Origin of the sequence: Methylobacter tundripaludum, from assembly GCF_002934365.1 — a bacterium.
GTDB classification, from domain to species: Bacteria; Pseudomonadota; Gammaproteobacteria; order Methylococcales; family Methylomonadaceae; genus Methylobacter_A; species Methylobacter_A tundripaludum_A.
Genome location: NZ_PTIY01000003.1, coordinates 58,204 through 84,546, shown reverse-complemented (window position 1 = coordinate 84,546; position 26,343 = coordinate 58,204). Strand labels below are relative to the sequence as shown.

Genomic DNA, 26,343 nt, shown 5'->3' with positions numbered 1-26,343 from the left:
TTATGTGCAAAATAACACCACGCGACACGTCAGAAACCATCACGCACGGAAAAAACACGGTTGATGAGTGGAACCTAAAGCACCCCGTAGGCACATTAGTACAAGTATCCAACAGCCTCGGCGTTGTAACCAAAGCGCCGACATCGGCGCCGGCTATGCTGTTAATGAAATCGACGCCAATTATCTGGCTAAAGGGCATCCATAACTATATAGCGCTGTCCAGAGTGGAGGTGATCTAGTGGGCTGGAAAAACATGAAAGAGCATTACCGCATAGCGCACATCGTCCAGGTCACTGAAGAAGGCATCTGCATCGGATCGGCCTATTTCCACAACATTATCGTAATCGGACTCGATGGAACCATAAAAAAACGCATCCATAGCCTGAACAATGAAGACCTTAGCCGCTATCTGCGCGAAATGGATGCCGATCCAGCGATGCTACGCAAACTTATTCAGTCGCCTGACACGTTTACGGCATCGGTAATAGTCTATACCTACAACGGCGCCGACATCATCGAAAAGCAATGCGAAATGCCGGGCTGGCCGAACGTCACACACGACGGCTACATAATGTATGACAATACGTTTTCAACCGACATAAACACAGTCATCGCCTGGGCCAAGAATACCGCCGACTGCAAAATAATAGGACTTACCAGTAGGATAGCAGAACTCGAAGAGCAAATTAATAAAATGGAGTTGCAATTAATAAATCATAAGAACGATCGGGAGAAACTGGAGACCCGCGTATCCGAGTTCCCCTTCACCAGAATTAACAAATCTCCAATAGGAAAATCAACATGACCGTCTCACACAAAACCTGCCTTGCAAAATACGGACCAGCCGAAAAAGAAGCCGCAATGACACTATGGGATGTACCGCACCACCTTGAGATCGGCGCAATCCCTAAACGTTTATATTGCAACAGAGACATCATCCCGCCGTTAGAGCGGGCATTTGCCAATATCATCGACCGCGGACTGATCCAGCAGCTAAAAACCTTTGACGGCTGCTTCAACATCCGCAAAAAAGCGCAGGGCACAACACCGTCATTGCATTCGTGGGGTGTAGCTATTGACATAAACGCCGCCTGGAACGGCTATGGGAAAAAACCAACTATGCCGAAGGAATTGGTCGCCTGCTTCACCGACGCTGACTTCGATTGGGGCGGCAACTGGTCAATGCCGGACGGCATGCACTTTCAATTATCCCGCCTGCCGGAGTAATTCGCTGATGAAACCCAATAAACCAACGCCCTGGAAATCAAAACAACGCCTAAGCGAAGAACTGGCGCAACAACTGATGAGCAACCAACAGCAGGCCGCAGCATGAGCAAAGTAATTACAGCACCGATAGACCCGGAAACCGAAGTTACCCGTGAGGACATAGCCAAAATGGCAGGCTGCTCACTGGCAAAAGTCGGATTTGTCACCATTCGTGACAAATGGGGCTTTCCAAAACCCTCCAGGCCGGGGCCAAAAGGCAAGCTAATCTACCCGAGATTGGCCGTTCTGGAATGGCTACGACTTAATAACCTCAAATCGATGGTCTTTGTTGCAGCCGATCGCGCCCCCGTTGGGACATATAAACAGCCAATGGCTCGCCTCGACAGCAGCGCCATTTCGAAAATACACATTGGTATTAGGCCCGCTCATAAATTCACCGGCACCGGAAAATCAAAACGCGTTCATGTTCCCGTGCGTAATGAATGCGAACCGCAACAACTACGCCCAGAACTATCCAGATTCAGCAACAGCATATCGGAATATCCGATTGCAGTGAGCTACTGATGAATCCGATACGCGTATTAAGCCTGGGCGCTGGCGTTCAAAGTTCGACATTAGCGCCAATGGCCGCACACGGCGAGATCGATATGCCAGACTGCGCAATTTTTGCAGATACCCAATCGGAGCCGGATTCGGTGTACAAATGGCTACACTGGCTTGAACAGCAATTGCCGTACCCTATCCACCGAGTTACCACGGGTAATATTTCAGAAATCGCTTTGGTCGTGCGTACCTCGAAAAATGGCAATAATTATCAACAATCAGCCCCACCCGCCTGGATTACTGAAGGCGATGGACGGATAAACTTACTAAGAAGACAATGCACCGTTGACTTTAAAATAGACCCCATACGCCGAAAATTACGAGAATTGCCAGAACACCATCAACCAAAACTTAAAATCAAGGCGTGAAGAATGAAGACATCAACATTTTTTGCACTGATGGCCGAATACTCAACGGCCAGCGTTGAGCTTGACAAGGTTTGCGAGAAATATTTCGGCTTAAAGCCGCCGGAGGCTGCAAAACGGGCCAACCTAAACAGATTGCCCGTGCCGACGTTTCGCTGTGGAACGCAGAAATCCGCGTTTATGGTCCACGTTGAAGACCTAGCCAACCTTATCGACGCCCAGCGCGAAAAGGCGCTTGAGCAATGGCAAAAAATGAACGGCTGACCTACATATGTCCTACATGCATAATATAAATCATATAAGATGTTGTTATTTAATGCTTAAATTAAACAATGTATCCAATCGAGCATCGGCGCAATGCAGAATTTTCTGCTGGGATGATGGGCTTTAATTTTGTCAGAGATCAATGTGTTATCGGGGGCTGGTTAAGGGTTAGCGATGGGCGCGAACGTAACGGTTGAGCATTATAACCTATGGACATTTTTATGCAGTTAAGCCCAGATGGATGGGTTCTTTGCAATATCAGATGGAGCCGGCGCAAAATGAGGGCTGATTACAGAAATTGTCATTTATTTTTACCATGAAGACCATGAAGATTGCGCTCCTTATGGTATGAACGGGTAACTTCTCGTCCCTTCATTATCTTCATGCCCTTCATGGTGAAAAAACAAGCCATAAATAGTTATGCCGCATCAACATCAGCGTTTGTCTGTGAAAATCCGCGGCTAAGCAAATAAACAGGAATCAAGGTAAAATAAGCCAAAATTTTAACAAGGAATTTCTGTTGGATACCCCCGCCTTCTGTCGTTGCGGCTCGGGCGTTGCATACGCCCAATGCTGCGGTTTATTTCATTCCGGCGAAAAAAAGCCGCTAACTGCCGAAGCCTTGATGCGCTCGCGCTTTACCGCTTACGCCCTGCATAACGCCGAGTATTTGCTGGAGACTTGGGATGCCACTGTGCGCCCGGAGTCGATCGACTTTTCCAAGGAAAAAGTCGAGTGGCGACGTCTGGAAATCGGCAACACTAAAAAAGGCGGAGCCAAGGATACGAAAGGCGTGGTGGAGTTTAAGGCGTATTATTCGCAGGATGGCGAAGAGTACGTGATGAATGAAATCAGCCAGTTTGTTAAACGGGCGGGCGGCTGGCTTTATCTGGACGGGCTGGTTAAGTCCATCGGCAAGGTCGGATTACAGACCAATCAGGGCAAGAATGCGCCGTGTTCATGCGGTAGCGGCAAGAAATTTAAGCGCTGTTGCGGGGCTGGATGATGTTTATGTCGGCGGCGGCCGGAAAGAGGCCGCCGCCGGTTGCGTTGCCGAACGACAACAGCGTTATTTTGCTTCTTTTGCAGGCTCTATAGTTTCTTCCGATTCCGCAATCAGGACGGCTAAACAGTCCATCAGGCTTTCGGTATAGTTTGAATGAGCGTCTGCGAGTTCTTTTGGCGAGCCGAACTCAGTACGCAGTTCTTCAAGGGTTTTTTTAGGGTCTTGAGACGATGACAGCATCAACATTCTTGTATAGTTGCGGTAAGCGGTCAAGCGCTTGGGGTCCAGAACAAAAATGCCGGGCATGTTTTTTGAAGTTGTCTCAACAACGCATTTAGCCATGCGTTCGGGGGACAGCTTGTAATCCTTAATGTCTTTTTCCAGCTGCATTTGCTCCAGTACAGTCTGTTCGTATTGGGTTTTATCTGCGCAGGCAGGGAGCAATAATGCCGATAGGGAAATGAGCAGTAGTTTTTTCATGTGAGCGTTACCATTATTAAATTGAAATGCAATGTGCGGCATTATACGCATATGTGAAGAGTAAAAGGCGAAAGGCAAAGGGCAAAGGGCAAAAGAGAGCGTTTGCCCTTTGTCTTTCGCCATTGGCCTGCAATTAATCCATCTCCTTAATTGCCTGAGCTATCCAGGCTTCCGCGTCGGCGTTGATGTCGGCGGCTTTGCGTCCCTTAGTCGCTATCAGCGGACCGATTTTTACCTTGATGACGCCGGGATATTTTAAAAAGCTGTAGCGCGGCCAAAAATCGCCGGCGTTATGCGCGAGCGGCATGACCGGAACGCCGGTTTTTTGCGCCAGCATGGCCCCGCCTGCACTGAACTTTCTGACTTCGCCCGCTGCGGTCCGGGTGCCTTCAGGGAAAATAACTATCCATAAACCCTGGCTTAAATAAAGCGCCCCCTTTTCCAGCAAGATGCGCAATGCGGCGCGCTGGTTGTTCCTGTCTATGGCGATGGACTTGACGACGCCGAGCGCCCAGCCCCAAATCGGGAACATCAGCAACGAGCGTTTCAATAAAACGCTTTGCATCGGAAGAATATGCCGTAACGCCAGCGTTTCCCATGCGGATTGATGATTGCTTAACACAATCACAGCTTGTTGCGGATTAATCCGCTCGAGTCCTTCGACTTCATAACGGAGACCGCAAAAAGCCTTGGACATCCATAACACAACCGTACACCAGGCCTTTGAGATGTTGTAGCGGATTACAAACGGAAACGGCGTGGTCAACAGAATCAATAGCCCGGCAATGGTAGCGGTCGAGAAGATTCCGACAAATAACAGCGCCGAGCCTATATAGTTTTTAGGTCTATTGTCTGGTTGTGATGAATTTTGCTGCGTCATATAAGTTCTCAAAAACGGGGATGTTGAGATTAGGGTTTTCGTTCAGGGTTTTGCGGCCCTTGCCGGTTTTGACCGGTATCGGGCTGGCGCCGATTGCAGGTCGCGGAGCGAATCGCCGATAACCGCCATACCGGTTAAGCTGGCATGGTGCTCGGCTGCAAATGCTTCAAGCAATCCCGGCTTGGGTTTGCGGCAGTTGCAGCCGTCGTCCGGCCCGTGCGGGCAGAAATAGATCGCATCGATTTTTCCGCCTTTTTCAGCAGCCATGCGTTGCATTTTTGCATGGATTTTTTCCAGCGTGGCGGTATCGAACAAGCCGCGGGCTACGCCGGACTGGTTAGTGACCACCACGACTTTATAGTTATGCTCGTTGAATAGCGCAATGGCCTCAAGACGGCCTTCAATCGGCAGCCACTCTTCCGGGGATTTTATGAAATCATCGGAGTCGCGGTTAATGACGCCGTCACGATCCAGTAACACGTAGCGGTTTTCGGGCATGATTTATCGTGTGTTCCCGCACCGCTGGAGCGGTAGCATCCGCGTTCCCATGCCGGAGCGCGGGAACGATGAATCATGTGATCTGTTCATTTACGATTGCAATTTGGAAATGTCGGCACAAGTCAAAAACTGCTCGGACAACAGGTTCAGCAATGCCAGCCTGTTGGCGCGCAAGTCGAGATCGTCGGTCATCACCATCACATGATCGAAAAACGCATCGACGTCATTGCGCAAACCGGCCAGGCGGTTAAGCGTGGCTTGGTAATTGCGTTGCGCCAGCAGCGGTTGAATGTCGCTTTCGGATTGCAGTGCGGCTTGCAATAACTGTTTTTCTTGCGCTTCGACCAATGCGCCGACGCTGGCTGCCGGTTGGGTGTCCGACTTTTTCAGGATATTGCGGATGCGTTTATTCGCCGCGGCCAGGCTTTCGGCTTCCGGCAGTTGCCTGAAGGCTTTAACCGCCTGCAAACGCTGCATGAAATCCAAAGGTTCCGCCGGAATCACGGTAAGGACGGCGTCGAATTCATCGGCTGTGTAGCCGTGGTCGAGGCAATAGCCTTTCAAGCGGTCGAAAATGAAATCGATCACCCGGTCGGCCGTTTCGGCTTGATCGCGGGTTTGCCCGGAAACGGTTTTGATCTGGGCGCTGGCGAATTCGGTTAATTCGACAATGTTGATGTTGAGCTTGTTCTCTATGATGGTGCGGAGGATGCCTAATGCGGCGCGGCGCAATGCATAAGGGTCTTTGTCGCCGGTAGGGATTAGGCCGACCGCAAAAATGCCGACCAGGGTGTCTATTTTTTCGGCAATCGCCAGAATTTGCCCGATTGTGCTGCCGGCAGTCGGACTGCCTGATTGTTTGGGGAAATACTGTTCTTCAATCGCCAGCGCGACCGATTTCGGTTCATGCTCCGCCAGCGCATAGTAGCGTCCCATAATGCCTTGCAGGTTGCCGAATTCGCCGACCATTTCGGTCATCAGGTCGGTTTTGGCCAACAACGCGGCGCGTTCGGCCAGTTCAACATCGGCGCCCAGGTGTCCGGCAATGAATTTCGCGAGGTTTTTAACCCGCATGGTTTTGTCGTAAACCGTGCCCAAATTCTCCTGGAAAATAACGCTGGACAGGCTTTCCACTCGATCTTCCAGCATCTTTTTCCGGTCCTGGTTCCAGAAAAATTCCGCATCGGAAAGGCGCGGGGTCACCACGCGCTCATTACCCTGTTGTATGGACTTGGGGTTGCTGCTTTCGATATTGCTGAAGGTAATAAAGTTCGCCAGCAAACCGCCTTCGGCATTTTTAACCGGAAAATATTTTTGGTTGGTTTGCATTGTGGTGATCAGCACTTCCGGCGGCAGTTCCAGGTAGCGCGGGTCGAAAGTCCCGGTAATCGGCACCGGCCATTCGTTCAAGGCGGCGATTTCTTCGAGCAAATCGTCCTCGATGTGCGCAATACCGTTCACTGCGGCGGCGGCTTTCTGCGCCGCGTCGCGGATGATGGTTTTCCGTTGCTCAAAATCGGCAATGACATGGCCTTGTTTGTACAAGGCATCGGCGTAGTCTTCCGGCTTGGTCAGGGTGATTTTTTGCGGCGCGTGAAAGCGGTGGCCTTGTGTAGCCGCGCCGGTTTTGAGGCCCAGAATTTCGGTGTCGATGACGTTGTCGCCGAAAAGCAGGACGGCCCAGTGGACGGGTCTGACGAACTCGGTAGTGAAGCTGCCCCAGCGCATGCGCTTGGCAATCGGCAATCCGGCGATGCTCTGGCGGATGATGTCGGGAATCAGGCTTTCCGTCGCTTGGCCTTTGACGGCTTGAGTAAAGCTGAGCCATTCGCCCTTGTCGGTTTTCAGGCGTTCCAGTTGGTCGAAAGTAGTGCCGCAGCTGAGCGCAAAGCCTAAAGCCGCTTTGCTGGGGGTGCCGTCGGGCGCAAAAGCCGCTTGCAGCGCAGGGCCGCGCTTTTCTACGGTTTTGTCCGGTTGCGCGCTAGCTAGGTTTTCGATGAAAACGGCCAGACGTCTGGGGGTTGCGTAAGCCTTGCTGCCGGTAAAGCTTAACTCGGCGGCGTTAAGCCCCTGGATGATGTTATTCAACAGGGCATTGCTCAGTTTTAACAAGGTCTTGGGCGGCAGTTCTTCCGAACCCAGCTCGAATAGTAAATGTTTGCTCATGTTATGCTCCCTGCTCGGTTAACATCGGAAACCCTAGCGATTCACGGCGTTGGTAATAGGCTTCGGCAACGGACTTGGCCAAATTCCTGACTCTTAACAGATAGCGTTGGCGCTCGGTCACTGAAATGGCGTGGCGCGCATCCAGCAGATTGAACGCATGCGAGGCTTTCAGCACCATTTCATAGGCCGGTAGCGGCAAGTTCAATTCGATCAGCTTGGTGCATTCCTGCTCGTAGGTGTTGAAACACTCGAACATGAACTCGACGTTGGCGTGTTCGAAGTTGTAAGCGGACATTTCCACTTCGTTTTGATGGAACACGTCGCCGTAAGTGACCGTGCCGAACGGGCCGTTAGTCCAGACCAGGTCGTAAACGCTTTTAACGCCCTGCAGGTACATCGCGATGCGCTCCAGGCCGTAAGTGATTTCGCCGGTGATCGGCCTGCATTCAAGGCCGCCGACTTGCTGGAAGTAGGTGAACTGGGTCACTTCCATGCCGTTCAGCCAGACTTCCCAGCCCAAGCCCCATGCGCCGAGAGTGGGCGATTCCCAATTGTCTTCGACGAAGCGCACGTCGTGTTCGAGCAAATCCAGGCCTAAATGGCGTAACGAACCCAGGTACAGTTCCTGGATATTGTCCGGCGACGGTTTTAACACCACCTGGAACTGGTAGTAATGTTGCAGGCGGTTGGGGTTTTCGCCAAAGCGGCCGTCGGTCGGTCTGCGCGAAGGCTGCACATAGGCTGCATTCCAAGGCTCGGGGCCTATGGCGCGCAAGAATGTGGCGGGATGAAACGTCCCTGCGCCCACTTCCTGATCCAGCGGCTGCAATAAAATACAACCTTGATCTGACCAGTATTTCTGTAAGGCCAGGATGAGTCCCTGAAAAGTAGATAAGTCGTTGTTTATGCTGGACACGGTTTAATGCTCTTGGGCAATAAAAATGGGGGATTATAACTGAAAAGGCGGTATCAGGCATACCGTTAGATTGGGGATTTATGCCTGCGAATCCTGCAAGCGTTTGTACTAAGTAGTATTGCCGATTTTGCAGGATTGCTTATCTATCCGAAATAGATAGGTTTATACTCGAATATCAAGGATAAGCGGTGTCGTGTACATCGCTATCAGGGCTTTGATGATTAGGCGGCGTATTTTTTTCAACAAAAGGGGAATCGATATGAACGATCAACAAAAGCAACAGGCTGTAGACATTCTTAATAAAATTATGGAGCTTGAATTGGCGGGGGTTGTTCGCTACACGCATTACTCTCTGATGGTGTACGGCTATAACCGCATTCCGATTGTTTCCTGGCTTAAGGGCAATGCTGACGAGAGCCTCGCCCATGCGCATAAAGCGGGCGAGCTGGTGACCTTATTGGGTGGACATCCTTCGCTGAAGATCGGCCCATTATTGGAAACGGCCAAGCACGATATTGGCGATATTCTAAGGGAAAGTCTGGAGCACGAAAAAACGGCGATAGCGGCCTATTTTGAACTGCTGAAAGCGTCCGAGGGCGTTTCAGTGTTGCTGGAGGAATATGCCAGAGACATGATTGTCGGGGAAGAACTGCATCTTGACGAAGTGAATAAAATGCTGCGTAAGCCGGGCGATGTTCAGCCCTTTAACCCGTAAGGCCGATCGGCGGAGAAGTGCGCATCACGTAATTTATCTGCGTACTTCTCTCTCACGCGGATTATCCAAACTGCCGCCGGAAACGCCACACGCCGAAACTGAAGAAGGCAATGCCCAATAGCGTTAAACCCAACAGCAAATCCTTCAAAATATACATGTCCGCTCCTTTGAGCAAAATGGCATAGCTCATTTCGGTCAAGTAATACAACGGTGAAAAAGTCATGGCCCAGCGCAGACCTTGCGGCATGGCTTCCGGCGGCGTCCATACGCCGGAAAGCAGCAATATCGGCATCATCAGTAAAACCACCAGCATCGTCACCTGGCCCAAGGTACGGCTGGCGGTGGCTATGAACAAACCTATCCCCGAGGTGGCGAATACATACAAAGCCGTTACCGCAAAGAACAGCGGGATGCTGCCTTTAACCGGCAAATGGAAAGCCGGGATGATAATCAGAAATAAACATACCGCAGTGCCCAGAAGAATCACCAGACTCATCGCGATGACTTTGGGCAGCAGAATCTGTAACGGCGTCAGCGGAGACACCGCGAGCTGCTCAATGGTTCCGCGCTCCTTTTCCCGAACCGCAGCGGCAGCGGGCAGCAGCATCGACAGTATCGTGATCACGGTCAACAGCTCCGAGATCGACATAAACCAGCCGTCAATCTGGTTGGGGTTGTACAGCACTCGGTGCCGGTCCTCAATAACGGGCAGGTTATCCGTCTGCCCGGTGACCGGCCCAAGCTCTTGCATCGCAAAGTCCTGGCCGAAGTCCGCGGTAATTTGCGCTGCATACGAGGTTGCCAGTGTGCCCAGTACCGTATCGCTGGTATCCACCTGCAATTGAACAGCGACTTGCTTTCCCCGCAACAGGTTCCGTTGGAAATGTTCCGGTATATCCAGTACAGCCAGGACTTTTCCTTTATTTAACAAATTTTCAGCTTCTTTCTTGCCGGAAATTTCCCCCTTCAAATCAAAATAAGGCGGGCGAAAGCGGTAAATCAATTCACGGGACGCGGCGCTATGATCGTGATCGATGACCATCACCGATGCGTTGTGAAGATTCAGCTTGATGCCTTCGCCTGCGAGATAGACGTCGGCGGTAAAAAAATAAACAATGATCGCAAGCAGGACCGGATCGCGGAAAAGCTGTTTCAGCTCTTTAACGGTCATGGCTATCACGCGGTCCCACCATAACAGGAAACGGTTGCTGTTCATCGCCTCGGCCTTTTGTGGAAATTAAGGTAACCGACAACCCACAGGATAACCGCGTAGAGCATTAGCGCGGCCACCTCGAACCAAAGTTCGGCCCAGCCCAATCCTTTAAGAAAACTGCCCCATGAGATACGCAGATAATAAAGCGTCGGGAACAAATGCGCCTCGAATCGGGTTCCCGGCTCCATTGATTCAATAGGCACCAGCAGACCCGAGTACAGCATAGCCGGAACAAAGGAAATCACCATCGTCAGCGTTATCGCGGCAACCTGGGTTTGAACCAGCAACGATACCAGCAGGCCGACACCGGCCGTACAGATCACATAAATCACCGACGCGGCATAATAAAACAGCGGGTCGCCCTTGAATGGGGTGCCGAACACGTTCATGACCACCCACCAGAGAACAAGAATGTTCAAGCAGGAAATCAGCAGATAAGGCAGGAATTTACCCAGAATAAATTCGCTGCGGCTGATAGTGGAGGCGTAAATATTGTAAATGGAGCCGTTTTCCTTTTCCCGCACCACGCCCAACGCGGTAAGAAACGGCGGCGTCACCATCAACACCAGCATCATCAATCCTGACGCCATAGACCACTGACTGCGCAGGGCCTGGTTGTACAAATAACGGGGTTCAAGCAACACGGGGGCTACCCGGCTAAGGGCTTGTTCCTGGGAAAGGCCCCGGGCGCCGGTTAAATAACCGGCCAAAGACTGACGATTAAAATTGGCGATAATACCCGATACATAACTTCGGGTTACCTGTCCCCGGTAAGGGAAAACGCCATCGATAAGGCTTTGCACCGATGTCGATTGTCCGGCCAGCAGACGCTCCTGAAATTTGGGCGGGATGACAATCGCAAAGCGTATGTCGCTATGCGCGAGCAGCGCGTCGAATTCGCGTTCGCTGCGGACATCGCCTTTGTAGTTGAAATAACGGGAGTCGATAAACCGGTGCAGAAAGTCCCGGCTCATCGCCGTCCTATCCTGATCGAGTACGGCGAACGGGATCTTTTCCACGTCGAAGGAAATTCCCCAGCCCAGCACCAGAAAGATGCATAAAGGCAGCACAAAAGCCATGGTGAAAAACAGCCGGTCGCGCAAAACTTCACGCCATTCTTTATAGGCCACCGCCCAGACCCGGCTTAAGTTCATAACCGCTCCTTATTTTCCAGGGCCAGAACCCGGTAAACAAAAACATCCTCCAGCGTAGGTGCGTGGATCGTTGAATCAATCAGCCGGATAGCCTGCCGATCCAGCAACGCGCGAATCTGTTTTTCCGCGGCTGCAATATCCAGCGCCAGCAGATGGATATGTTTGCCGAATAAAGCGGCGCCGTTGAACCCGGCCTGTTTAAGCAAAGCCAGCGTTTCCAGCGGACGGTCGGTGGTGATTTCAAGCAATTGTCCCGCCTCCTGTTGCAAGGACTGGATCATGTTTGTCGGCGACTCATCGCTTATGACCCGGCCCGCATACATCAGCGCCAGATGATCGCAATGCTCGGCCTCGCTCATGTAATGCGTCGTCACCAAAATAGCGACCTGTTCCACGCGGGCAAGATGCACCAGAATATCCCAGAAACGGCGTCGCCCGACAGGATCGACGCCTGAGGTGGGCTCATCCAGAAAAAGCACGCCGGGCTGGTGGACCAACGCGCAACCCAATGCCAGCCGTTGGCGGATGCCCATCGGCAGACCGGCTGTCATCTGTCCGGTGACATCGGTTAACCCGGCAATATCGATGACCCAGGCTATGCGCTGCTTGATGATGTCTCTGTTGACGCCGTAAATGCGGGCATAAAGCCGGATGTTCTCGATCACCGTCAGGTCCAGATAAAGGGAAAACGCCTGCGACATATAACCGATGCGCTCCTTGATGGTCTGCCCGGCATAGCGCATATCGGCGCCCGCAACCTGGCCCTCGCCGCCGGTCGGCGGCAGTATGCCGGTCAGCATTTTAATCGCGGTCGTCTTGCCTGCGCCGTTGGCTCCGAGCAGGCCGAATATCTCGCCCTGCCGAACCGTGAAATCGATTTGATCGACCGCGCGAAACCGGCCGAAATCGCGGGTTAATTGCCGCGCCGCAATAGCGATGCCCTGATTTTCAAGCAAGGGCTTATCGAAGCGGGGAACGGTATGCGAGTTTGTCTTCTGCTCGGACAGCCGCTGCCTGCGCAACAAGGCGATAAAAGCATCTTCCAGCTCGGGTTGGGACGCGTGAATGGCTTTAATATCGACGCCAACCAGCAAGTTGGAGACGGTTTTTGCCGCCTGATCCGAAGATTGATTATCGATAAAAACCCGCAAGCGGGAGCCGATGGCTTCGACCTGCGAATAATGATTTTTAAGTTGGTCCAGCGCCTGAATCTGCGGTTCGGCCGACAGCTCCACCAGACTTCCTTGCGCCTGACGGCAAATGAATTCCGGTTCCCCTGCGGCCAGTATGTGCCCGTCATACATCAAGGAAAGTCGATGGAAACGGGCCGCTTCATCCATATATGCGGTCGCAACCAGGGCCGTAACGCCCTGTTCGCGCAGCAGTTCGGCCAGTATGGCCCAGAAGTCGCCGCGCGAAACCGGATCGACCCCGGTCGTGGGTTCATCAAGGATGATCAGTTCGGGTTCATGAATCAGCGTGCAGACCAGACCCAGTTTTTGCTTCATGCCGCCGGAGAGATTTTTCATCGGCCGGTCGCGAAACTTGTCCAGCCGGGTGATGCCGAGCAGTTTCCGTTTGCGCTGGTCAAGTTGGGCGGGCGTTACCTGGCGCAGTTGCGCGAAGAAGTCGATATTTTCCTCTACCGACAAGTCAGCGTAGAGATTGAGCCCCAGCCCCTGGGGCATGAATCCCAACCGGGCCTTTATAAGCTCGGCAGCCGATTCGGAATCAACCTTGATGCCGAATACTTCCAACTCGCCTTGTTCAAAGGACAGCACCCCGGCAATCGCTTTCATCAGGCTGCTTTTGCCGGAGCCGTCCGGCCCGATCAGTCCGTAAATTTCGCCGCGCTCGACGCTCAGGTCTATCCCTTTTACGGCGGGCTGTTTTTTATAGCTTTTGCAAAATCCCTGTATTTTGATGACAGGTTCTTTTACCAGCGCGGTTTCGCCCATGGCGCATTCTCCTGCCAGCGTATCACCGCGTCGGCGGGCAGACCGGGAGTCAAGCGGTGATCCGGGTTTTCATCCAGATAAAGTTTGACGGCGTACACCAGTTTGACCCGTTCATCGGGCGTTTGCACCTCTTTAGGCGTGAATTCCGCCTGGGAAGCGATATAACGCAGCGTCGCGGGGAAAGGCCGGTCAGGAAATGCGTCGGTATAAATCCGGGCGGGCAGCCCCAGGCGAACCTTGCCGATTTCTTTTTCCGGCACATAGACTTTCAGATACAGACGATCCAGATCGACAATATCGAACAGCGGACTGCCGGCCGCGACCACTTCGCCGGCATCGACGATACGGGTGGTTATCATGCCGCTTGCAGGGGCTCGGACAACAAGATCATCCAGCACGCTTTGCGCCTCGGCCAGCGCGGCTTCCGCCTGCGTCACCTGAGCTTCCAGCGCCGCGACTTCATCCTCCTGCGCTTTAACCTGCTCCCAACCCAGACTCGCTTCGGCCAGCAGTTTTTCCGCCTGGGTGACGGCGGTTTGAGTCGTGGTGTGTTGGGCGCGCGCCACTTTCCAGCTTAGCTCGGCCTGTTCGCTGCGATGTTGTTCTACCGTCTGTCTTTTTAACAGTTCGCGAAAGCGCTCGGCATCCTTGCGTTCCTGTTCTTCAGTCGCATCGGCGGAAACCCGGCTTGCATTGGCATGGGTAAGCCCCGCTTTAGCCGTTTCTATCTTTAACGGGACATTTTTCTTGAACACTGACAGCGAGGTCCGGGCGGCCGTGAGTTTTGCTTTAATCGCATCCACGCCCGATTTGGCCTGATCTAGTCGGGCGCGGGTCTGGACATCATCCAGTGTGACCAGAGCCTGTCCTTTTTCGACCTGATCGCCTTCCCGGGCCAGCAATTCGGTGACGCGCCCGGACCATTTGCCGGCTGCGGTGTAATGATCGCCCTCGATGCGGCCATTGGCCTGAACCAGCCCCTCGGGGAAAGGCGGTTCGCGCCATGCCAGCCACCAGACGGCCGGCGCGATCAGCAACACGCCGGTCAGCAGCGCAATGACAACGGATGTTCGGTTTTTATTTTCCATATTCGATGTGCCTGCCAGCCTGATTTCAAGAACCCCGGTGTTACAAAATACCTAACGCGCGCCGCAAATGCAGCGCCGCTAGTGTCGCATCATAATTGGCATTATTGAAATTGCCATGACTGGTGGTGCGCAAATCTTCCGCCTTGAGCACGTCGGTATTGGTGGACAAGCCCTGCTGGTAGCGGTCGGCGGTGACTTTCATGTTTTCATCGGCTTGTGCTATGGCCTGCTGAGCCACGGCTATGCGCTTTTGCGTTTCCTGAATATCCAGCCAGGCCTGTCTTACCTGCAAGCCGATCATGCTGGACAAGTCGTCGCGTTGTTCTTTTAACGAAATCGCCTGCCGGGTAAGCGCATCGCTGCGATGGCCTGAACTGCCGTCAAAGATTTTCCAATCCATTCCGACATTGGCCGTCCACATGCCTTCAAAGGCCTGATAGCGGTTTTCCTGGTATTGGTAACCGCCATTGACGGCGACCTGCGGCAACAGCGCGGCTTTTACACTCTGCGCCTGTTGCTCCAGCGACTCTATTTGCTGGGCCAGCGTGACCAGTTCGGGACGCTGTTTTAATGCGTTGCCGCTCAGCTCGTTTAAGGTTCCCTGAGGCGTTTCAGGGAATTGATGGGCCAGCTTAACCTCGTCGGCAAGATTCCGGTCCAGCAACTGGTTATAGCGGGCCTTGGCAATGTCCAGTTGATTGCTCGCCTGCACGACCAGCTGCCGGGCGTTGGCCAATTCCACATTGACGGTCAATACGTCGTTGCGCGCGACCATGCCTTGATCGAACAGATTGTTCACATCCTTCATGTGCAGCTCCAGCGCATCGACATGGCTAAGGGCTACCTGCAAGGCGCTTTCCATGCGCAATACCGCGATATAGGCTTCCGCCACCTGCATTTTGATGTTTAATACCGAGGTGGTCTCATTGGATTGAACCGCCTGTAATGAGGCTTCGGCGGCATTAATAGTGTGACTGATGCGTCCGCTGGTAAAAATCGGCACCGAGGCCATCGCCTGGGCCTTGACGCTGCCGGGCTGGGACATGTTGAACGTCGTCGTTTGCCCGCTGATCTGTGTTTTGGCTGCCGGCGTTTCGCTGAGCTGGGTATAGCTGCTGCTGACGTTGAGGTCGGGCAAGCGCTGGCCCTCCGCCGAATGCAGCTGCTGTTCGGAGGCGCTGGTGTCGGCTTTCGCCGCTTTGATCTGGTGGTTGTTGTTAATGGCGCTGCTCCAGGCGTCTTCCAGCGTTTCCGCATTAGCCGCGGTGGCGGCAAGAAGCAGTAACGCGCCGATTAAATAATGGTTATGGCTTGGCATGGAGTATTCCCCGCATATAAAAAGCAATGACCTGTGAGATCAGGCGTTTTTTTTCGTCGGCGGAAGGCCGCAGCGTTTTCGACAACAGGCAACGCAAATGCAGGTCGCCTTTCAACATGCTGAAAAACGCGTCTGCCGCAAATACAGGATCAATAATGCTGAAATCTCCGGTGGCATTCAAGCGCCGAAAATAATTTTCCAGCTGCGTCAGTCCGGCTTGCGGCCCGCTTTGATAAAACAGTTGGCCCAGTTCCGGGAAATCCGGGCTTTCCGCCACCACCAGCCGGTAAATGGCCAGGGCGTCTTCGGAGAAAATCAAGTCCACGGCGGATGTCGCGATTTGGGTCAGGTTGTTTTCGACATCATCCGGTTCGATAGTGACCTGGGTCATGGTTTGCAGTAAAGATCTGCAACGGTCGGAAATGACCGCCGAGAGCAGGGCGCTTTTACTGTCGAAATGGTTGTACAGCGTCGCCTTGGAAACCGGTGCGGCCTGGGCGATTTTTTCCATGCTCGCGTTGCGGTAGCCGTGCGCCAGAAACATGCGGGTCGCGCCATCAAGGATGGCTTGCCGCTTAGGATCGATGGGTTCTGAAGTCATTGTTTTATTTTTGCGTAATGCCAAATGATAAGTTAGACTAAACTAAACCGTTTAGTTTATCAAGGTCGTTTATGCGCAGTTTCCGTTCTGTTTTACTGATTTTATTGATAGCCCTTCCTTTGGTCGCAGGAACAGGCTACTGGCTGCTGGATCGCCGGCAATACGAAACCACCGATGATGCCTATTTGCAAAGCAACATCGTACTGATCAGTCCCAGGGTGCAGGGTTATGTGACGCAGATAGCCGTCAACGACAATCAGGCGGTCAAGCAAAACGACGTACTGGTGATGATTGACGACCGAGATTATCAGGCCAGAGTCATTCAGGCCGAGGCCAATGTCAGCGCGGAAATAGCGCATATCCAGCGTTTGCGGGCGATGAAAGCCTCCCAGCGGGCGCATGTCGAAACCGCGGGCGCCAACATAGCGGCGGTGCAGGCCAGGCGGGAGCATATTCAGAAAGATCTGGAACGCTTTCAGAACCTGATTGACAGGGGATCGGCGGCCAGGCAATCCCTGGATAAGGTTGAATCGGAGTCCAAACAGGCCGCAGCCGAACTCAGAGGCTCGCAATCCGCAGCCAACGCGGAACATACCCAACTAGCGACGCTCGATATTGAAATCACCGAAACCGAAGCGCGGCTGGAAAACGCCAAGGCGCAATTGAGCCTGGCGAAAATCGACCTGGAACATACCCAGATCAAAGCGCCGGTAGACGGCATCATCGGCAATCGCGGCGTGCAGCTTGGGCAGTTGGTCCGCCCCGGCGTTGCGTTGGCCTCTCTGGTGCAAAACAGCAAAATTTGGGTGGAGGCGAATTTTAAGGAGACGCAACTCGAACACATGCGCTTGGGGCAGCCGGTCACGATTAAAGTGGACGCCTATCCCGACCTTGAATTGACCGGTAAAGTGGACAGTTTTTCACCGGCCAGCGGTTCCGAATTCAGCATCCTGCCCGAGGAAAACGCCACCGGCAACTTCACCAAGATTGTGCGCCGGGTGCCGGTCAAGATAGTCTTCGACGCGTCCGAGAACATCCAGCTGCTGCGACCGGGCTTGTCGGCTGAAGTTAAAGTCAAAGTGCATTAAGCCCGTGGTAAAGACGGAGCAGCAGGATGCCGAAGCGCCATTGACCCTGGGTCATTGGATCGGTTTTTTCAGCATGGCGATTGGCGTGTTCATGGCGGTGCTGGACATCCAGATCGTCGCCAGTTCCTTGCAGAAAATCCAGGCCGGGCTGTCCGCGACCAAGGATGAAATCGCCTGGGTGCAGACTTCTTACCTGATCGCCGAAGTCATCGTTATTCCGTTGTCGGGTTGGCTGGGCCGGGTGTTTTCGACCCGCTATTTATTCGTCATCTCGGCGGGCGGATTCACGCTGGCCAGCCTGCTTTGCGCATTCGCCTGGAACCTGCCGTCGATGATCGCGTTCCGCTGTTTGCAGGGCTTTGTCGGCGGCGCGATGATCCCGATGACCTTTACCGTGATCTTCATATTATTCCCCCCGCGGTTGCAACCGGCCATGAGCATCGTGCTCGGCTTGATTGTGACGATGGCCCCGACCGTCGGCCCGGTGCTGGGCGGTTATCTTACCGAAACCTACAACTGGGAATTGCTGTTTTTGATCAACGTCATCCCCGGCATCATCGTTTGCGTCCTGGTGTGGAAGTACCTCGATATTGACCGGCCGGACTGGTCGCTGCTGCAGAAAATCGATTTTGTCGGCATAGCGCTGATTGCCGTGTTCTTGGGCAGCATGCAGTTTGTGCTCGAAGAAGGCGCAAGCGAGCAGTGGTTTGAAGATCATCTGATTGTCGCGTTAAGTATTGTTGCGGTCGTTAGCGGCATCGGGATGCTGGTGTGGGAGTTAAAAACGCCTCACCCGATCATCGACCTTTACGCATTCCGCAATATCAATTTTGCGATAGGCTGCGGTTACAGTTTTGTACTGGGCGTGGGGCTTTATACGATCATTTATCTGACGCCGATTTATCTGTCCAGCGTTAAAGGCCTTAACAGTCTGCAAATCGGCCACTATTTGATGGTTGTCGGCATATTCCAGTTACTCTCCGCGTTTATCGCGGGGCCATTGGAGAAAAAAATGGATTTGCGCTGGATGCTGTGCCTGGGACTTGGCTTGTTTGCGCTGGGTTCGTGGTTGAATGGCAATTTAACCGTCGAATCCGGCTATTGGGAGTTTTTCTGGCCGCAGGCTATCCGGGGCAGCGCCTTGATGCTGTGCTTCCTGCCGATCAACACGCTGGCCTTAGGCCGGTTGCCAGTCGAAGAAGTTAAAAACGCCAGCGGGCTTTATAACCTGATGCGTAATTTGGGCGGTGCGATCGGGCTCGCGGTCGCCAATACGCAAATGATTTATTTAACCAAAGCGCATTATGCCGTGTTGCGCGACTCGGTTACCGCAACCAGCTACCAGGCGCAGCAAATACTGGAAGGATTAACCGAGTCGATGGGGCAAATGAATTTACCCGATCCCGATCTGGCCGCGTTAAAGCAAATCACCGGGCTTGCGATGAGGGAAGCGGAAGTGATGACCTTTAATAACCTGTTCCAGGTTATCGCCGTTATGTTCGCGGCTTCGCTGGTTGTTGCGCCTTTTTTACAGAAGGTGGAAAAAGGAAATGCGGTAATTCACGAGTGAAGTCAGGAAGTGCAAGCTTCGCCTAACGCGCCTACTTTGGGTGCCTGCACTCCGGTTGTTAGTAGCAACGATAAAGATCGACCCGTTGTCGTCGATAGCGCAAAACCTTGCATGGCGTGACCATGTGGTGTATTTAATGACAGATTATTTTCATTTGATCAGCCTTGTTTATTAATTTAATGCAACCCGGAGGAAAAAATCATGAAACTTTATTACAGCAAAGGGGCCTGTTCATTATCGCCCCATATCATAGCCTGCGAAGCGGAACTGCCGATTGAACTCATTGAAGTCGATTTGGCGACTAAGCGTACCAAATCTGGGGAGGATTTCCTGTCGATAAACCCTAACGGTTACGTGCCGGTGCTGGTACTGGACGACGGCAACCGGCTGACAGAAGGTCCGGCGATTGTTCAGTATCTTGCCGATCAGGCGCCGGGTAAGCACTTAGTCCCCTCAGCAGGCACGTTCGAGCGTTATCAGTTGCAGCAATGGCTGAATTTTATTGCAACCGAAATTCATAAAGGCGGATTCGGGCCGTTGTTTAACCCCGCCACGCCTGAAGCCGCTAAAAAAATGGCGATTGCGTCACTGACTTCGCGTCTGGGAACTGTTGCAGAGCAGCTTGCGAACCGGGCATTTTTGCTAGGCGAGCATTTTACCGTGGCAGATGCCTATTTGTTCGTCACGCTGGGTTGGGGCGCGTATGTCGATGTCGATATTTCCCGCTGGCCGGTGTTGGTGGACTATGTCGCTAAAATTTCCGCGCGTCCGGCGGTGCAAAAAGCGATGACGGAAGAAGGGCTTATTTGAATCGAACGTGGTTTCCTTAAGCCGTTCGTGGTGAGCCCTTCGGCTACGCTCAGGAGGGCCTTGTCGAACCATGAATGACTTAAGGATGTATTCGTTTGTACGCCATGTCCTGTTGTCTTATACTCGATCCCATCAAAACAGTCAGGCCGTCAGGAAATTAATTTATGAATACCGGCAACATGAGCAGCAAGGAAATTATCAAAGATTTGCTTTTGCGGCTGCCGGATGAAGTTTCTTTACACCAGATTGCGCAAGAAATTGAGTTTATTGCTGCTGTACGGCAAGGAGTGGCTGAGCTTGATCGCGGAGAAAGCGTTACAGTTGAGCAGCTGGAAAAAGAACTGCCCTCATGGATTATGAGGTAACGCTGTCATTGTCAGCCTGCCGCGATCTTGAAGATGTCGTGCGATATATCTCAGTTTTGCTTCTAGTTTAGAAATTCGGTTTTGGAGGCTGCTGCTTCCAGTTTCGCGAAGCTAGAGCTTAGGCCTTCGAGATTCCCTAATTATGCAAATCCCATAAAGGCTAGTGACTGCATTAACCTAATTCGAGATGCTCCTATGAACAGAAGATCCTTTCTTAAATCAGCGCTATCCTGCGGCGCACTTGCTTTTGCCGGGAGTTATCCGATATTGATCGAGCGAAACATCGTGCAGGTGAATCGGTATAAAATTCCTGTCGATAATCTGCCGCTTTCGTTCCACGGCTTTACGCTGGCGCACCTGACGGACATACATTTGGGTTTTCTGGTTTCACCGTCGTTTGTTGAAGAAATAGTTCACCGGACAAACAGCTTAAACACGGATGCGATCGTATGTACCGGCGATTATGTCCATAATCGGAACACGATTGAAGAAATCGATACGGTATGGCCTATTTTGTCCAAGCTAAGTGCAAGGTACGGCGTCTATTCGGTATTGGGTAATCATGATCATTGGGGCGATTCCAACAGATCCCTGTATTGGCTGGAACGATCGGGACAGAATATTCGGCATCAATGCAAGCCGATTTACAAAGGGCGCGACCGAATTTTGATCGGCGGGGCAGGGGACTTTTGGGGCGACGAACTAATGATCGACAGGGTATTTTCCAGTTCGGATCAAGGAGATTGTAGGATACTGTTGTCGCATAACCCGGATTCGGTCGATACGGGGTTTGAAACGCCGTTGTCTTTGGTGCTGAGCGGTCATACCCACGGCGGGCAGGTCGTAATACCTTTTTTGGGCGCGCCCAGATTGCCGGTAAAAAACAAAGACTATTCCAGCGGCCTTATCGCCACGCCAAGAACCCCGCTTTTTATAAGCCGAGGGATCGGTTGGGCAATTTTGCCGGTGAGGTTTAATTGCTACCCGGAAATCGCGGTGTTGGAACTGGTAAACCCAAGACTGGTGGCATAATAATTTGAGCTTGGGTATCAGCGAATAAAATTAAGGTTAATGAGGAATGAAGTAATGAGCAACCGGAACACATGCTTAATCTTTGCCCACCGCGGCGCTAGCAGGGAAGCCGCCGACGACATGGATGCAGGAGGTGGAGCAATTGCCGAAAACACCCGAGCCGCCTTCAACAAAGCCCTGCAATACCCGATTGACGGCATTGAAACGGATGTACAGCTGAGTCTGGACGAGGTGCCTGTGCTCTGGCATGACTGGGAGCTGGATAAATTGGGCCATCCGGGAAAATGCATCGACGATTTTAATTTCGCGCAGCTTGAACAAATGGATTTTGCCGGATACAGCTCGCCCGATGCGTTGCCTGAAGGCGCGTTGAGCCTTCAGGAGTTTATCGATAGTTTCCGGGGACGTTGCCGCCTGGATATTGAGCTTAAACGCCGCGACGGGGAATCGCGGCAACGGTTGGAAACTAAAATTCTGAAAATGCTGGCGATCATCGGCACATCCGCCGCCGATGACGTGTTTATTTCCTCATTCAGCCTGCCCGGCCTGATTTTTGCCCATCAACACGCGCCGGATTTACCGCTTTACTATCTGCTGTCCGGTCATCACACCCAGGCCGACATTGAGCAATTTATGGTAGAACACGGCTTCCTTGCCGGTTTTTGCCTGCCGATCGACATCCATAACGATTCTATTGCTAAGCTTTTGCGCGACAACGGCAAAGGCGTCGGGGTTTATACCTGCAACAGCGTCGAGGAGATTCAAAAGGCGCTGGCTCTGAAGGTCAATATCCTGATTACCGACGACCCGCAACTGGCATTGCAGATGCGCGATTCGTGAAACGGGACTTTGCGCAACTGGCCGACCGGCATTTTGATGTGCTGGTTTGCGGCGGCGGCATTTATGGTGCATGGACTGCGTATGATGCCGCTTTGCGCGGATTTAAGGTTGCCATTGTCGATCAGGGCGACTGGGCCTCGGGAACCTCGTCCGCTTCCAGCAAGCTGATACACGGCGGCCTGCGCTATCTGGAATCGCTGGACTTCAAGCTGGTTAAAAAAGCCTTGCGCGAACGCGAGATGTTGAAGAAAGCCGCTCCGCACCGCGTCTGGCCGCTGCGTTTCGGCATCCCGGTTTTTAAGGGCAGCCGGCTAAACGGCATTCGCCTGAAACTCGGATTGATGCTTTATGATTTTTTGGCCGGGACGCTTTACTCCGGGCAAGTTCATCGTCATTTCAGCCGGGCCGCATTCGCGGAGCGTTTTCCCCGTCTCAATTCCTCATTATTAACCGGCGGCTTTACTTATGCCGACGCACAGACCGACGATGCCCGCCTGGTTTTGGAATTGATTGACGGCGCGTTATCGGCCGGGGCGGTATGCGTGAATTACTGCAAAGTGACCGACTTTATCGAAGATAAGGGGCAAGTCTGCGGGGCCAAAGTTCAAGACCGGGTCAACGGCAAAACAGCAATCGTCTACGCCCGGCAAATCGTTAATGCCACCGGGCAATGGACGATTGAAAGCGGTTGCCGGTTGACCAAAGGCGTGCATCTGATCTTGCCCAAGGTGTTGGGCAATGAAGCGCTGTTGCTGACCGCGAAATCGGACGGGCGGGTGTTTTTTATGATTCCGTGGTACGGGTTGACGCTGTTGGGCACCACGGATACCGATTATACCGGCGATGTCGATCGGGTCTGTGTTGAAGCGGATGAAGTCGATTACCTGCTGACCGAAGCCAATCAAGTGCTTGATGTGAACTGGACTGAGGCCGACATTATCGGGCGTTACGCGGGATTGCGCGTTTTAAAACAGAGTTTAAAAACAGCGCCGTCTACGGTCAGTCGCGACTGGGAACTGAAAGTCGCCAAGAACGGCCTGTTGACTTCCATCGGCGGAAAAATCACGTCGGCGCGTGAGGACGCGGCTCAAATCGTCAATACGCTTTGTGAAAATTTAGGCCGCAATGAGCCTTGCCGTACCAACGGCAGGCCGTTTCCGTGGCTGCCGGATCAGGATTACCGGCTGTGGGAGGAGCAAGCTTTGGCCGAAGCCGTAACGCTGGGCATCGACGGCGAAAGCGCCCAATGGCTGGTACGGCGACACGCAAAACGCGTGTCGGCGATTTTTCAATTAATCGAGCGGGATGCTGAGTTGGCAAAGCGGATAACGCCCACGCTGCCTTTTATCTTCGCCGATTTGGTGTTCTGTGCCGAAAATGAAATGGTCGTGCATTTGGATGATTTGCTCAGACGGCGAATTCCGTTGCTAATCTTGGCCAAAATGACTGAGGCAGAACTGCGTTATCTCGCCGAAATGACGGCAAAAACGCGGGGTTGGGATGAGGCTACTTTAAATAACGAACTCGGCAATTGCAGCAGACAAAATATCTGATCAGGCAGTCGTCGAAATGTGCGTCAAAAAATATGAACGGGCGATAATCGGGTTCAATGCTTTTTGCGGCGGTATTTTTAAGGTGGCTATATGGAGTCCTGATTATAGCTTGGTCAATGGTCCTATTTTTTATGATAGCCAAGAAGTTTGTATATTAAATCCTGTCTGCGATAATGTTGTCTCTAACTTGTACAATTTGTCGGCAGGTTGTTTTTCTTTTTGGGCCATTCAAGCCATTAATTCCATATGTCTTAATGGATCTTATAATTGGCTCTATGGTTATTTAACTATTAACAATGTATTAAGGAAAGTTTAATGTTGGTTCTGGGCTTAAGTGGTGGCTGCGACGCAGTGTTTGATAAATATTTTAAATTATTTGAAGACGCCCACCATGATACTGCGGCGGTGTTAATGCAAGATGGTCATGTCATCGCTGGAATTGAAGAAGAACGATTAACTCGCATTAAACATACCGGTAAGATATGGAGATTTGCCGTGTTGTTTTGTTTGGAACAAGCAAATAAGACATTGGAGGATATAGATTATTTTGCTATCTACTCTAATGAAGATGTTTTAAATAAAGTATTAAAACAATATCAGATAAGCAATCCCTTACTCGCTGAAATTGGAGATGCACGTCAACTTTATCGGTATTTGTTTCAGAATGAGTTTGATTTTTGCTTAAAAGATAATCAGCTTGTATTTGTTGATCACCATATTACCCATGCGGCAACAGCCTATTATATGTCCGGGTTTAGTGACAGTCTGGTGTTGACCATTGATGCGCTTGGCGACACTTTATCGACCAATGTGATTGATGTGCGCAATGGTCGCTTTGATAATTTGTTGAGCAAGTCGGAATCCGACTCTTTAGGGATTTTATATTTGGATGTAATACGTTTTCTTGGCTATCGTATTTATGACGAATATAAAGTCATGGGGCTGGCGCCTTATGGTCGTAGTCATGTATATAGAGAGCAATTGCAGCGATTCTATACCTTGCTGCCAAACGGCGATTATGCGGTGCATCGAGAACGCAGGTTTGAATTGTTCAACATAACCAGTCCTCGGAAAAAAGATGCGCCGATTACCCAAGTTCACATGGACATTGCTGCGGCGTTACAAGAAGCGATAGAGACTATCGTTTTGCATATCCTGCGTCATTTTCAGCAAGTGACGGGACACGCTCGCTTAGTAATTAGCGGCGGTGTCGGACAGAGCAGCAGTATGAATGGCAAGATTCTTTATTCAGGCTTGTTTGAAGATGTTTTTGTGCCTTCTTTCGCTGGCGATTCGGGGTGTGCATATGGTGCGGCGGCTTATACGACTCATCAAATGCAACCGGAATTACCTTTGGCTCGAGTGACTCACGCCAATTGGGGAACGCCGATTCATGATGACGAAATCAGCGACACTTTAGAGGCTTGGCGCACCTTTCTGCATACCGAGAAAATGGATAACCGGTCGGAGCAGGTGTCCGATCTGATTATTGACGGTGCGGTGATAGGTTGGGTGCAAGGGCGTTCTGAATTCGGCCCTAGGGCTTTGGGCAACCGCAGTATTCTGGCCGATCCGCGTGTCGCTACTCATAAGGAAACGATCAATGCAATGATCAAAATGCGCGAAAGTTACCGCCCGTTTGCCCCATCGGTCGTGGAAGAACGGGTCCGGGATTTCTTTGAAGTGCCGGGAGAAAATTCCGATTTTCCTTTCATGTCTTTTGTGTTGAATGTCAAGCCGGAATGGCGCACACAACTACCCGCTATTACTCATGTAGATGGCAGTGCCCGGCTGCAAACTGTAAGCAGGGTGAGCAATCCGCGCTATTGGGAGTTAATTGACACATTCGGCAGAAAAACCGGCATTCCGATTTTGTTGAATACCTCGTTCAATAACAATGCGGAGCCAATTGTCGACAGTATAGACGACGCCGTCGTGTGCTATTTGACGTCCGGGTTGGACTATCTGGTCGTAGGCGATTATTTGGCTCGCAAAAAAGCTTGGCAACCTAAGGACATGGAGAACTTAATCATTAGCTTACCGAAAGCGGCTCGATTGCTAAGAGAGGATTGCTATATCAGTCATAGTGAACGAGGTTTCACTTACTCGTTGGTTTGGAATTACGATTCCGCCCGCGATTTTGATTTCGATCCTACACAACAGCCTCGTGCATTGTCTGAAGTATCGTACAAGGTTTTGCAAGCGGCGGATGGGGAGCACTCTGTAAGTCAGCTTATGTTTGCGTTGGGGTTTTCAAAGGAACAGCAATCGCAGGTTTTGGATGAATTGCCGGGGCTATGGTCCGAGCGATTGCTGGTGTTGCGGCCAGAATCCAAACGACGTTAATTTTGCCGGGTTATTGGGGTGTTAACCGTTATAGGCGTAGCGTGTCAGTATTATTGCCCCTTAATTAGGCAAGAATGGGCAAAATTTAACCCTTGTGCGAACAACACATGGCATTCGGCAGGGTAACAATGTTTTTGCCTTTGAGTACCTTTGTAGTGCGTTAAAGCACGATTCAGGCGTATTTTAACGGTGCTTTATTTCTCTTTAAAGGCTATTATTGCGATTTTACTAATTTAAAAAATATGCAATGACCAACCCAAAGACTTCTTTCTTGGTATTAATGTTCG

Annotated in this window: 26 protein-coding genes and 1 pseudogene; 16 read left to right on the top strand and 11 right to left on the bottom strand. The window is 51.8% G+C overall.

The features are described from left to right. Positions 1-2: 2 nt before the first annotated feature. The 7 genes from B0F88_RS04420 (at position 3) to B0F88_RS04390 (ending at position 3,465) form a co-directional block, all read left to right on the top strand. Positions 3-239 (top strand): hypothetical protein, encoded by a 237-nt coding sequence (locus tag B0F88_RS04420; RefSeq protein ID WP_104422742.1) that lies wholly within the window; start codon positions 3-5, stop codon positions 237-239. 14 nt (positions 240-253) lie between these two features. Continuing rightward, a complete protein-coding gene (locus tag B0F88_RS04415) occupies positions 254-805 on the top strand; it encodes a hypothetical protein (protein ID WP_146083311.1) in 552 nt (183 codons plus the stop codon). Next, complete coding sequence (locus tag B0F88_RS04410) at positions 802-1,227, top strand: M15 family metallopeptidase (RefSeq protein ID WP_104422740.1); 426 nt, start codon at positions 802-804, stop codon at positions 1,225-1,227. The genes B0F88_RS04415 and B0F88_RS04410 overlap by 4 nt, the downstream gene beginning before the upstream one ends. A 102-nt stretch (positions 1,228-1,329) precedes the next feature. After that, positions 1,330-1,791: a hypothetical protein gene (locus B0F88_RS04405; protein ID WP_104422739.1), complete on the top strand. Its 462-nt coding sequence runs from the start codon at positions 1,330-1,332 to the stop codon at positions 1,789-1,791. After that, on the top strand, positions 1,791-2,198 hold the full coding sequence (locus B0F88_RS04400; RefSeq protein ID WP_104422738.1) for a hypothetical protein: 408 nt from the start codon (positions 1,791-1,793) through the stop codon (positions 2,196-2,198). The genes B0F88_RS04405 and B0F88_RS04400 overlap by 1 nt, the downstream gene beginning before the upstream one ends. A 3-nt stretch (positions 2,199-2,201) precedes the next feature. Then, positions 2,202-2,459 carry a pyocin activator PrtN family protein gene (locus B0F88_RS04395; protein WP_104422737.1) on the top strand — a complete coding sequence of 86 codons (258 nt, stop codon included), beginning with the start codon at positions 2,202-2,204 and terminating at the stop codon, positions 2,457-2,459. 520 nt (positions 2,460-2,979) lie between these two features. Then, positions 2,980-3,465, top strand: a complete 486-nt coding sequence (locus tag B0F88_RS04390; protein WP_104422736.1) for a YchJ family protein — start codon at positions 2,980-2,982, stop codon at positions 3,463-3,465. A gap of 63 nt (positions 3,466-3,528) precedes the next feature. Here B0F88_RS04390 and B0F88_RS04385 read toward each other — a convergent pair whose 3' ends face one another. The 5 genes and pseudogenes from B0F88_RS04385 to glyQ form a co-directional block, all read right to left on the bottom strand. Next, positions 3,529-3,945: a hypothetical protein gene (locus B0F88_RS04385; RefSeq protein WP_104422735.1), complete on the bottom strand. Its 417-nt coding sequence runs from the start codon at positions 3,943-3,945 to the stop codon at positions 3,529-3,531. 133 nt (positions 3,946-4,078) lie between these two features. Continuing rightward, positions 4,079-4,825, bottom strand: a complete 747-nt coding sequence (locus B0F88_RS04380; RefSeq protein WP_104422734.1) for a lysophospholipid acyltransferase family protein — start codon at positions 4,823-4,825, stop codon at positions 4,079-4,081. Next, positions 4,791-5,323: pseudogene (gene gmhB, locus B0F88_RS04375) on the bottom strand (D-glycero-beta-D-manno-heptose 1,7-bisphosphate 7-phosphatase). Before gmhB ends, B0F88_RS04380 begins: the two are co-directional and overlap by 35 nt. Before the next feature lie 90 nt (positions 5,324-5,413). Next, positions 5,414-7,489, bottom strand: a complete 2,076-nt coding sequence (gene glyS, locus B0F88_RS04370) for a glycine--tRNA ligase subunit beta (protein WP_104422733.1) — start codon at positions 7,487-7,489, stop codon at positions 5,414-5,416. A 1-nt stretch (position 7,490) separates the two neighbouring features. After that, the gene (glyQ, locus tag B0F88_RS04365; protein WP_104422732.1) at positions 7,491-8,405 is read right to left on the bottom strand and encodes a glycine--tRNA ligase subunit alpha; all 915 of its coding nucleotides are present in this window, start codon (positions 8,403-8,405) and stop codon (positions 7,491-7,493) included. Between the two features lie 259 nt (positions 8,406-8,664). Between glyQ and B0F88_RS04360 the strand changes: the two genes are divergently transcribed. Next, positions 8,665-9,120 (top strand): ferritin-like domain-containing protein, encoded by a 456-nt coding sequence (locus B0F88_RS04360; RefSeq protein WP_104422999.1) that lies wholly within the window; start codon positions 8,665-8,667, stop codon positions 9,118-9,120. A gap of 61 nt (positions 9,121-9,181) precedes the next feature. Here the strand turns inward: B0F88_RS04360 and B0F88_RS04355 are convergent, their stop codons facing one another. The 6 genes from B0F88_RS04355 to B0F88_RS04330 are packed head-to-tail and all read right to left on the bottom strand — an operon-like array spanning position 9,182 to position 16,452. Further along, entirely contained in the window at positions 9,182-10,336 is a 1,155-nt protein-coding gene (locus B0F88_RS04355) for an ABC transporter permease (protein ID WP_104422731.1), read from the bottom strand. Further along, positions 10,333-11,487: an ABC transporter permease gene (locus B0F88_RS04350; protein ID WP_104422730.1), complete on the bottom strand. Its 1,155-nt coding sequence runs from the start codon at positions 11,485-11,487 to the stop codon at positions 10,333-10,335. Before B0F88_RS04350 ends, B0F88_RS04355 begins: the two co-directional genes overlap by 4 nt. Further along, the gene (locus B0F88_RS04345) at positions 11,484-13,445 is read right to left on the bottom strand and encodes an ATP-binding cassette domain-containing protein (protein WP_104422729.1); all 1,962 of its coding nucleotides are present in this window, start codon (positions 13,443-13,445) and stop codon (positions 11,484-11,486) included. The genes B0F88_RS04350 and B0F88_RS04345 overlap by 4 nt, the downstream gene beginning before the upstream one ends. Next, complete coding sequence (locus B0F88_RS04340) at positions 13,424-14,533, bottom strand: HlyD family secretion protein (RefSeq protein WP_104422728.1); 1,110 nt, start codon at positions 14,531-14,533, stop codon at positions 13,424-13,426. Before B0F88_RS04340 ends, B0F88_RS04345 begins: the two co-directional genes overlap by 22 nt. Before the next feature lie 40 nt (positions 14,534-14,573). Continuing rightward, positions 14,574-15,851, bottom strand: a complete 1,278-nt coding sequence (locus tag B0F88_RS04335) for a TolC family protein (RefSeq protein WP_104422727.1) — start codon at positions 15,849-15,851, stop codon at positions 14,574-14,576. Continuing rightward, complete coding sequence (locus B0F88_RS04330; protein ID WP_104422726.1) at positions 15,838-16,452, bottom strand: TetR/AcrR family transcriptional regulator; 615 nt, start codon at positions 16,450-16,452, stop codon at positions 15,838-15,840. The genes B0F88_RS04335 and B0F88_RS04330 overlap by 14 nt, the downstream gene beginning before the upstream one ends. Positions 16,453-16,523: 71 nt before the next feature. On the opposite strand from B0F88_RS04330, the gene B0F88_RS04325 reads away from it, so the two are divergent. The 8 genes from B0F88_RS04325 (at position 16,524) to B0F88_RS04285 (ending at position 26,056) form a co-directional block, all read left to right on the top strand. Continuing rightward, positions 16,524-17,540 carry an HlyD family secretion protein gene (locus B0F88_RS04325; RefSeq protein WP_104422725.1) on the top strand — a complete coding sequence of 339 codons (1,017 nt, stop codon included), beginning with the start codon at positions 16,524-16,526 and terminating at the stop codon, positions 17,538-17,540. A 73-nt stretch (positions 17,541-17,613) separates the two neighbouring features. After that, positions 17,614-19,110: a DHA2 family efflux MFS transporter permease subunit gene (locus B0F88_RS04320; RefSeq protein ID WP_104422998.1), complete on the top strand. Its 1,497-nt coding sequence runs from the start codon at positions 17,614-17,616 to the stop codon at positions 19,108-19,110. Positions 19,111-19,311: 201 nt separating this feature from the next. Continuing rightward, positions 19,312-19,920 (top strand): glutathione transferase GstA, encoded by a 609-nt coding sequence (gstA, locus tag B0F88_RS04315; protein WP_104422724.1) that lies wholly within the window; start codon positions 19,312-19,314, stop codon positions 19,918-19,920. A 164-nt stretch (positions 19,921-20,084) separates the two neighbouring features. After that, a complete protein-coding gene (locus tag B0F88_RS04310; RefSeq protein WP_104422723.1) occupies positions 20,085-20,285 on the top strand; it encodes a hypothetical protein in 201 nt (66 codons plus the stop codon). 195 nt (positions 20,286-20,480) lie between these two features. Continuing rightward, positions 20,481-21,317: a metallophosphoesterase gene (locus B0F88_RS04305; RefSeq protein ID WP_104422722.1), complete on the top strand. Its 837-nt coding sequence runs from the start codon at positions 20,481-20,483 to the stop codon at positions 21,315-21,317. Positions 21,318-21,371: 54 nt separating this feature from the next. Then, complete coding sequence (locus B0F88_RS04300) at positions 21,372-22,157, top strand: glycerophosphodiester phosphodiesterase (protein WP_104422721.1); 786 nt, start codon at positions 21,372-21,374, stop codon at positions 22,155-22,157. After that, positions 22,154-23,710 (top strand): glycerol-3-phosphate dehydrogenase/oxidase, encoded by a 1,557-nt coding sequence (locus tag B0F88_RS04295; RefSeq protein ID WP_104422720.1) that lies wholly within the window; start codon positions 22,154-22,156, stop codon positions 23,708-23,710. The genes B0F88_RS04300 and B0F88_RS04295 overlap by 4 nt, the downstream gene beginning before the upstream one ends. A gap of 315 nt (positions 23,711-24,025) precedes the next feature. After that, positions 24,026-26,056, top strand: a complete 2,031-nt coding sequence (locus B0F88_RS04285) for a carbamoyltransferase family protein (RefSeq protein ID WP_104422718.1) — start codon at positions 24,026-24,028, stop codon at positions 26,054-26,056. The last annotated feature ends 287 nt before the right edge of the window (positions 26,057-26,343 follow it).